Below are 6,833 nucleotides of genomic sequence, written 5' to 3' on the forward strand. Positions count from 1 at the left end.
CCGACACCCGGTCAGCCCAGGGTGCGGACCCGGGCCAGGATCGCCTCGGCCAGTGGACCCGGCGCCTGGTCCGGGATCCAGTGGGTGAGGCCGGAGAGCGCCACGAAGCGGTAGTCACCCGCGACGTGGGAGGCGCACGCCTCGGCGGCGGTCCGTCCGATGGCGACGTCCCTGTCGCTCCAGACGTACGTGGTGGGCACCGTGACCGTTCCGATCCGGCCCAGGTCCTCGTTGGACATCGCCCGGTACCAGTTCAGCGCGCCGGTCAGCGCGCCCGGCTCCCGCATCGGCTCGGCGTACCGGGCGACCCGCTCGGCGTCACCCACCCCGGAGAGCAGCTTGCGCAGGGCTGCCGCCTTCAACGCCAGCAGCACCTTCTCCGCCTTGCCCTCCTGGCGGAACAGCAGCATGTACGACGAGCGGGCCTTCTGCTGCGGGTCCTTGGCCAGGGCGTACCCGAAGGCGGCCGGGTGCGGGACGGAGACGGCGGTCAGCGTGCGCACCCGCTGCGGGTGCTGCGCGGCGAGGCCCCAGGCGACCATCGCCCCCCAGTCGTGCCCCACCACGTGGGCCGCGTCGACGCCGAGGGCGTCGAGCACCGCCACCGCGTCCGCGACCAGCTCCGGGGCCCGGTACGCGGCCACCTCGGCGGGTCGGGCGCCCGGCGAGTAGCCCCGCTGGTCCAGCGCGTACGTGCGCAGGCCGGCGGCGTGCAGCGCCGGCACCACCTCGTCCCATTCCCCGCTGTGCTGCGGGAACCCGTGCAGCAGGAGGACGGCGTCGCCGCCCTCCGGGCCGCCGGTGCGTACCTCGAATGTCAGCCCTCGCGCCTCGACCCGCATGATCGGCAGCCTACCGAGGTCGGCGCCGGAGCACCCGTCCCGCGACCGCCGGATCAGGGCCGGACCCGCCACCACCGCAGCCGGCCTGCCCGGCGGTCGCGTTCCCACCTGGCCAGGGCCCGGTCGTGGGCCCAGGTCCAGAGCCGGCGACGAGCCCGATGGCCAGCACGGGCAGCAGGAAGAGCAGCGCCCGGCCGAGGTCGCCCCGGCCGACCGAGGTCACGACGAGGGCCACCGCGATCGGCAGCAGGCCGATGGCCAGCCCGAGCAACACCATGCGGAGGTCGGTGTACGGATTCGGTCGAGGCTCGCGCATGCCGCCAGGGTGGCATCGCCGGGCAAGGCTTCGTGAGCTGCGGAAAGATCACTTTGCTCGATGATCTTCGTAGGTGTTAGCGTCGACGAGACAACTTCATATCCGACAGGGGAGCGCACAGCGCTGAGAGTGCGGGCACCGCCCGCAGACCCTCGAACCTGATCTGGGTAATGCCAGCGCAGGGAGTTCGGTCGACCTCCAGCCGCGCCGCCGTCCGGCAGCACCGGGCGCGGCGTGCGTCTTCTCCTGGTTCTTTCCTCTGAACTGGGAGCGATCATGCAGAACGACACCATCGCCAACCGGTGGCGCACCATCGACATCGTCATCGCGGCGGTGCTCGGGGTGGCCTTCGGCATCATCTTCTGGGCCTGGGGCCTGCTCTGGAACGGCCCCGCGGACGCCATTCCGCTGCCCGGCCGGGCCGCCATCTACGGCGTCTGGCTGGTCCCCGCCGTCCTCGGCGGGCTGATCATCCGCAAGCCGGGTGCCGCCTTCTTCACGCTCACCGTCGCCGCGCTGATCTCGGTGGCGCTGGGCAGCAGCTGGGGTTGGACCCTGGTCATCCAGGGCCCGCTGGAGGCCGCCGCGGCGGAGCTTGCCTTCGCGGCGTTCGGGTACCGGGTCTTCCGGCTGCCCGTCGCCCTGCTGGCCGCCACCCTGGCCGGCCTCGCGGCGGCGCTCTACGACGTCTTCATCTGGTACCCGGAGACCGCCTGGGGCAGCTTCCGCGTCCCCTACATCCTGATCACGACCGTCAGCTCGCTGCTCGTCGCCGGCCTGGGCGGCGTCGCGCTGACCCGCGCCCTGGCCGGCACCGGCGTCCTCGACCGGTTCCCCGCCGGCCGCGAACGCGCCGCCGTCTGACCCGCCTCCAGACATGTCGAGCATGAGGTCGGCGGCGACGTGGATCTCCGGAACCGCCGTCGACCCCGGGCTCGACGGAGCAGGGTGGAAAGCCGGGGGGTGCGCGTGGGGGCGGTGACGCTGCGGGGGTTCGGGTGGCGGCACGCGGGGCGGAAACGCTGGGCGGTGCACGGCGTCGACCTGCGGATCGAACGCGGCGAGCGGGTGCTGCTGCTGGGGCCCTCCGGGGCCGGCAAGAGCACCCTGCTCGCCGCGCTGGCCGGTCTGCTGCCGGAGGACTCCGGCGAGCAGGAGGGCACCGTCGAGATCGACGGGCTCGACCCGCGCAAGGACCGGGAACGGGTCGGCATCGTCTTCCAGGACCCGGAGACCCAGCTGGTGATGGCCCGCTGCGGCGACGACGTCGCGTTCGGGCTGGAGAACCGCGGCGTGCCCGCCGACGAGATCTGGCCCCGGGTGGATGAGGCGCTGCGCCGGGTCGGCTTCCCGTACCACCGGGACCGGCCCACCGCGGCGCTCTCCGGCGGCGAACAGCAGCGCCTCGCCCTGGCCGGGGCGCTCGCCACGCGCCCGGCGCTGCTGCTGCTCGACGAGCCGACCGCCAACCTCGACCCGGCCGGCGCCGAGCTGGTCCGGCAGGCGGTGGCCGGGGCACTGGACGCCGACACCACCCTGATCCTGGTCGAGCACCGGGTCGCCGAGGCGTTGCCGCTGGTGGACCGGGTGGTGGTGCTGGAGGCCGGCGGCGGGATCCGCGCGGACGGCCCGCCGGAGGCCGTCTTCGCCGCGCATGGTGAGGCGCTCGCCGCCGAGGGCGTCTGGGTGCCCGGCAGGACCATCCCGCCCCGGCACGCCACCGCGCCCGCCGGCGACCGGTTGCTCGCCGCCGACCGGCTCGGCCTGCCGCCCCGGCTGGCCTCCACCGACCTCGAGGTACGCGCCGGCGAGGCGCTCGCCGTCCTCGGGCCCAACGGCGCCGGCAAGTCCACCCTCGCCCTGCTGCTCGGCGGGCTGCTCCGCCCGGGCGTCGGCCGGGTCACCGCGACGCCCGAACTGGCCGGCGCCGACGCCCGCACTCCCCCACACCGCTGGCGGGCGCCCGCGCTGACCCGCCGGATCGGCTCGGTCTTCCAGGACCCGGAGCACCAGTTCGTCACCGGCACCGTCTTCGACGAGCTGGCGCTCGGTCCGCGCCGCACCGGACGCACCGAGGCGGAGGTCCGGGCCACCGTGGACGGCCTGCTGGACCGGCTCCGACTGAGCCGGCTGGCCGGCGCCAACCCGTACACCCTCTCCGGCGGGGAGGCCCGGCGGCTGAGCGTGGCGACCGCCCTGGCCACCGCCCCCCGGCTGCTGATCTGCGACGAGCCGACCTTCGGTCAGGACCGGCGGACCTGGCGGGAGCTGGTCGACCTCCTCGCCGAGCTGCGCGACGCCGGGCACGGCATCGTCGCGGTCACCCACGACACGGACTTCGTCGCCGCGCTGGCCGATCGCACCGTCACCCTGGACCGCCGGTCCGAGCCGGGGACACCGCCGGCCGACCCGGCGGATCGGCACGCGGGCCCGGAGCGTCGCCGGTGATCAGCCTGGAACCGGTCGCCGCGCCCGGCGCCCCGCTGGCCCGGCGCAACCCGGTGGCGAAGCTCGGCGCGGCCCTGGTCTTCTCGTTCGTGCTGATCGCCACCCTGGACCCGGTCGCGCCGGCGATCGCCATCGGGGTCGAGCTGGCGGTGCTGCCGCTGTTCGGGATCCGCTACCGGGTGCTCGCCCGGCGGGCCCTGCCGCTGCTCGCCGGCGGCGCCGGGATCGTGGTCACGCTGGTCCTCTTCGCCGCGGACCGCTCCGGCCGGGTGCTGCTCGACGCCGGGCCGCTGCTGGTCACCTCGGGCGTCCTGGTCACCGCGCTCGGCCTGGTGCTGCGGACGTTCGCGGTGGCCCTGCCCGGGGTGATCGTCTTCGCCACCACCGACCCGACCGACCTGGCCGACGCGCTGATCCAGAACGCCCGCGCACCGGCCCGGTTCGCCATCGGGGCGCTCGCCGCGTTCCGGCTGGTGCCGCTGCTCGGCCAGGAGTGGCAGATGATCGGGATGGCCCGCCGCGCGCGCGGCGTCGACGCCGGCCGCAACCCGGTGGCGAAGCTGCGGCTGTTCGGGTCGACCGCGTTCGCGCTGCTGGTCGGCGCGATCCGGCGGGGCACCCGGCTGGCGGTCGCGATGGACGCGCGCGGCTTCGACGCCGGCATCCCGCGTACGGTCGCCCGGCGGCAGCGCTTCGGGCTCGCCGACACCCTGCTGATCCTCGGCGCCGGGGCGCTGGCCGGCGCGGCGCTGGCGGTCAGCATCGCCCTCGGCACCTTCCGCCCGCTGATCGGCTGACCGGGCTCGCGGGGCCGAGCTGGTCACCGCCGGCCGGTCGCCCCCGCTTCGCGGCGTGTCGCGGTGTCGCAGTGTCGGGAAACCGCGACCCGCCGCGAATCGTGCGGGCGGTCCACGCTCGTGCCGGCCGCGCCCGGACCGGGGCTGGGCGTGGGCGCCGGCCGGCCCGGGCCGGTCAGCTCCGGCGGAAGGCGTACCGCCGGCTCTGGCCGCGGGCGGCGGTCGAGCCGCCACCACCCCGCACCACCGGCCCGGTGCGCGGCGGCGGTGGCGGGGTCTCCCGGGCGGGAACGGTCGGTGACGCCGTACCGGTCGACGGCGGCACCGGCGTCGACGGCGCCACGGTGAGCGCGTCGAGATCCGGCGGGGTAACCGCCGCCACGGACGGCGCCGGTCGGCGGGACTTCTTCGGATTGCGCTTGGCGGGCATACGCTGCCTCCTTCGGCGGGGACCGCGCCGCCGGGCGGGCGGTCGACGGACGGGAACGACCCGGGCGACCCGACCACGGAGACCACCCGAAGAGGTGGGAATGCGGACGCCCGGAGTGCACGGACCCGCTGCCACGGCGGCGGTCCGGCTCTGAAGGTGGGGCGTCACTTACGCATGCCCGCACCCTAACCCCGAAGCGGACCCGGTCGCAGCCGAATTACCGTCCCGACCCGGCGCGGGCCGGGGCCGGGCGGGCCGAGAGCCGTCGCCCCCGCGACGACAGGGTGCGCCGCGCCGCTCACCCAGCGTCGATGTCCGGGCCCGTGGCGCCGCCGACCGCGATACGGTCGCAGGACGGCAGGCCGACGAGAGGTGGCGGGTACGGATGGCGGAGCAGGCGACGGCGCAGATCGGCGTGACCGGGCTGGCGGTGATGGGCCGCAACCTGGCCCGGAACCTGGCCCGCAACGGCTTCACCGTGGCGGTGCACAACCGCTCGCCGGAGCGCACCCGCAGCCTGCTGGCCGAGCACGGTGACGAGGGCACCTTCGTACCGTCGGAATCCCTCGCGGACTTCGTCGCCTCGTTGGAGCGGCCCCGGGCGGTGATCGTGATGGTCAAGGCGGGCGCCGGCACCGACGCGGTCATCGACGAGCTGATCCCGCTGCTGGAGGAGGGGGACATCGTCGTCGACTGCGGCAACGCACACTTCGCGGACACCCGCCGCCGGGAGGAGGCGCTGCGCGCACACGGGCTGCACTTCGTCGGCACCGGCGTCTCCGGCGGCGAGGAGGGCGCCCTGCTCGGCCCGAGCATCATGCCCGGCGGCTCCGCCGAGTCGTACGCGAAGCTCGGCCCGATGTTCGAGAAGATCGCCGCGCAGGTGGACGGCGTCCCGTGCTGCCGGCACATCGGGCCGGACGGCGCCGGCCACTTCGTCAAGATGGTCCACAACGGCATCGAGTACGCCGACATGCAGCTCATCGCCGAGGCCTACAACCTGTTGCGGGCCGGGCTCTCGGCCGGCCCGGCGGAGATCGCGGAGATCTTCCGGGAGTGGAACACCGGCGAGCTGGAGTCCTTCCTCATCGAGATCACCGCCGACGTGCTGGCGCACACCGACGCGGCGACCGGCCGGCCCTTCGTCGACGTGGTGCTCGACCAGGCCGAGCAGAAGGGCACCGGCCGCTGGACCGTGCAGAGCGCGCTGGACCTCGGCATCCCGATCACCGGCATCGCCGAGGCCACCTTCGCCCGGTCGCTGTCCGGCCACGCCGACCAGCGGGCGGCCGCCCGCCGCGCCTTCGGCGACGCCGGGGAGAAGTGGCAGGTGGACGACCGGGAGACCTTCGTCGAGGACGTCCGGCGCGCGCTGCTAGCCAGCAAGATCGTCGCGTACGCCCAGGGCTTCGACCACATCCGCGCCGGCAGCCGGGAGTACGACTGGGACATCGACCTGGGCGGCACCGCCACCATCTGGCGGGGCGGCTGCATCATCCGGGCCCGCTTCCTCGACCGGATCCGGGAGGCGTACGACGCCGAGCCGGAGTTGTCGACGCTGCTGGTGGCGCCGTACTTCGCCGAAGCGGTCAGCGCCGGGGTGCCGAGCTGGCGACGGGTGGTGGCCGACGCCGCCCGGGCGGGGGTGCCGACGCCGGCGTTCTCCTCGTCGCTGGCGTACTTCGACGCGCTGCGCGCCGAGCGGCTGCCGGCGGCGCTGATCCAGGGGCTGCGGGACAACTTCGGCGCGCACACCTACCACCGGGTCGACCGGGAGGGCTCGTTCCACACCGTCTGGGCCGGCGACCGCTCCGAGTCCCCGGCCTGACGCCCGCCGCTGACGCCCGCCGCCCGACCACCGCGGGCCGGCTGATCGCCGCCGGCTGATCGACTCGCTTTGCGGCGTTTCGCGGTATCACCGACCTTGGGCTCAAGTGGTTGTTGCAACGGGGTGGATTCTCGTGAGGATGGGGATTCATGCCGGGGAAGCGGTTGTCGTC

General features: G+C 74.9%; 7 protein-coding genes and 1 riboswitch. Of the genes, 4 read left to right on the top strand and 3 right to left on the bottom strand.

The features are described 5' to 3' along the window. Window positions 1-11: 11 nt before the first annotated feature. Entirely contained in the window at window positions 12-842 is an 831-nt protein-coding gene (locus AC5L3Z_RS23820) for an alpha/beta fold hydrolase (RefSeq protein ID WP_494845146.1), read from the bottom strand. A gap of 10 nt (window positions 843-852) precedes the next feature. Continuing rightward, window positions 853-1,158 (bottom strand): hypothetical protein, encoded by a 306-nt coding sequence (locus AC5L3Z_RS23825; protein WP_494845147.1) that lies wholly within the window; start codon window positions 1,156-1,158, stop codon window positions 853-855. A 97-nt stretch (window positions 1,159-1,255) separates the two neighbouring features. Then, window positions 1,256-1,361, top strand: a riboswitch (TPP riboswitch). Window positions 1,362-1,434: 73 nt separating this feature from the next. On the opposite strand from AC5L3Z_RS23825, the gene AC5L3Z_RS23830 reads away from it, so the two are divergent. The 3 genes from AC5L3Z_RS23830 to AC5L3Z_RS23840 all read left to right on the top strand — a co-directional run bounded on the left by AC5L3Z_RS23830 (window position 1,435) and on the right by AC5L3Z_RS23840 (window position 4,403). After that, the gene (locus AC5L3Z_RS23830) at window positions 1,435-2,022 is read left to right on the top strand and encodes an ECF transporter S component (protein ID WP_494845149.1); all 588 of its coding nucleotides are present in this window, start codon (window positions 1,435-1,437) and stop codon (window positions 2,020-2,022) included. Window positions 2,023-2,127: 105 nt separating this feature from the next. After that, window positions 2,128-3,606 carry an ABC transporter ATP-binding protein gene (locus AC5L3Z_RS23835; protein WP_494845163.1) on the top strand — a complete coding sequence of 493 codons (1,479 nt, stop codon included), beginning with the start codon at window positions 2,128-2,130 and terminating at the stop codon, window positions 3,604-3,606. Beyond that, complete coding sequence (locus AC5L3Z_RS23840) at window positions 3,603-4,403, top strand: energy-coupling factor transporter transmembrane component T family protein (protein ID WP_494845150.1); 801 nt, start codon at window positions 3,603-3,605, stop codon at window positions 4,401-4,403. Before AC5L3Z_RS23835 ends, AC5L3Z_RS23840 begins: the two co-directional genes overlap by 4 nt. A 175-nt stretch (window positions 4,404-4,578) precedes the next feature. Here AC5L3Z_RS23840 and AC5L3Z_RS23845 read toward each other — a convergent pair whose 3' ends face one another. Next, window positions 4,579-4,833: a hypothetical protein gene (locus AC5L3Z_RS23845; protein ID WP_494845151.1), complete on the bottom strand. Its 255-nt coding sequence runs from the start codon at window positions 4,831-4,833 to the stop codon at window positions 4,579-4,581. Window positions 4,834-5,218: 385 nt separating this feature from the next. On the opposite strand from AC5L3Z_RS23845, the gene gnd reads away from it, so the two are divergent. Further along, window positions 5,219-6,661, top strand: coding sequence for an NADP-dependent phosphogluconate dehydrogenase (gene gnd, locus AC5L3Z_RS23850; RefSeq protein WP_494845152.1), 1,443 nt, complete (start codon window positions 5,219-5,221; stop codon window positions 6,659-6,661). Window positions 6,662-6,833: the final 172 nt, after the last annotated feature.

Source organism: Micromonospora sp. LZ37, from assembly GCF_059359015.1.

Bases quoted from the DNA above. Each gene is read 5' to 3' on its own strand.
- AC5L3Z_RS23845 (WP_494845151.1), bottom strand. From the start codon at position 4,833: ATGCCCGCCAAGCGCAATCCGAAGAAGTCCCGCCGACCGGCGCCGTCC.
- AC5L3Z_RS23830 (WP_494845149.1), top strand. From the start codon at position 1,435: ATGCAGAACGACACCATCGCCAACCGGTGGCGCACCATCGACATCGTC.
- AC5L3Z_RS23825 (WP_494845147.1), bottom strand. From the start codon at position 1,158: ATGCGCGAGCCTCGACCGAATCCGTACACCGACCTCCGCATGGTGTTG.
- gnd (WP_494845152.1), top strand. From the start codon at position 5,219: ATGGCGGAGCAGGCGACGGCGCAGATCGGCGTGACCGGGCTGGCGGTG.
- AC5L3Z_RS23820 (WP_494845146.1), bottom strand. From the start codon at position 842: ATGCGGGTCGAGGCGCGAGGGCTGACATTCGAGGTACGCACCGGCGGC.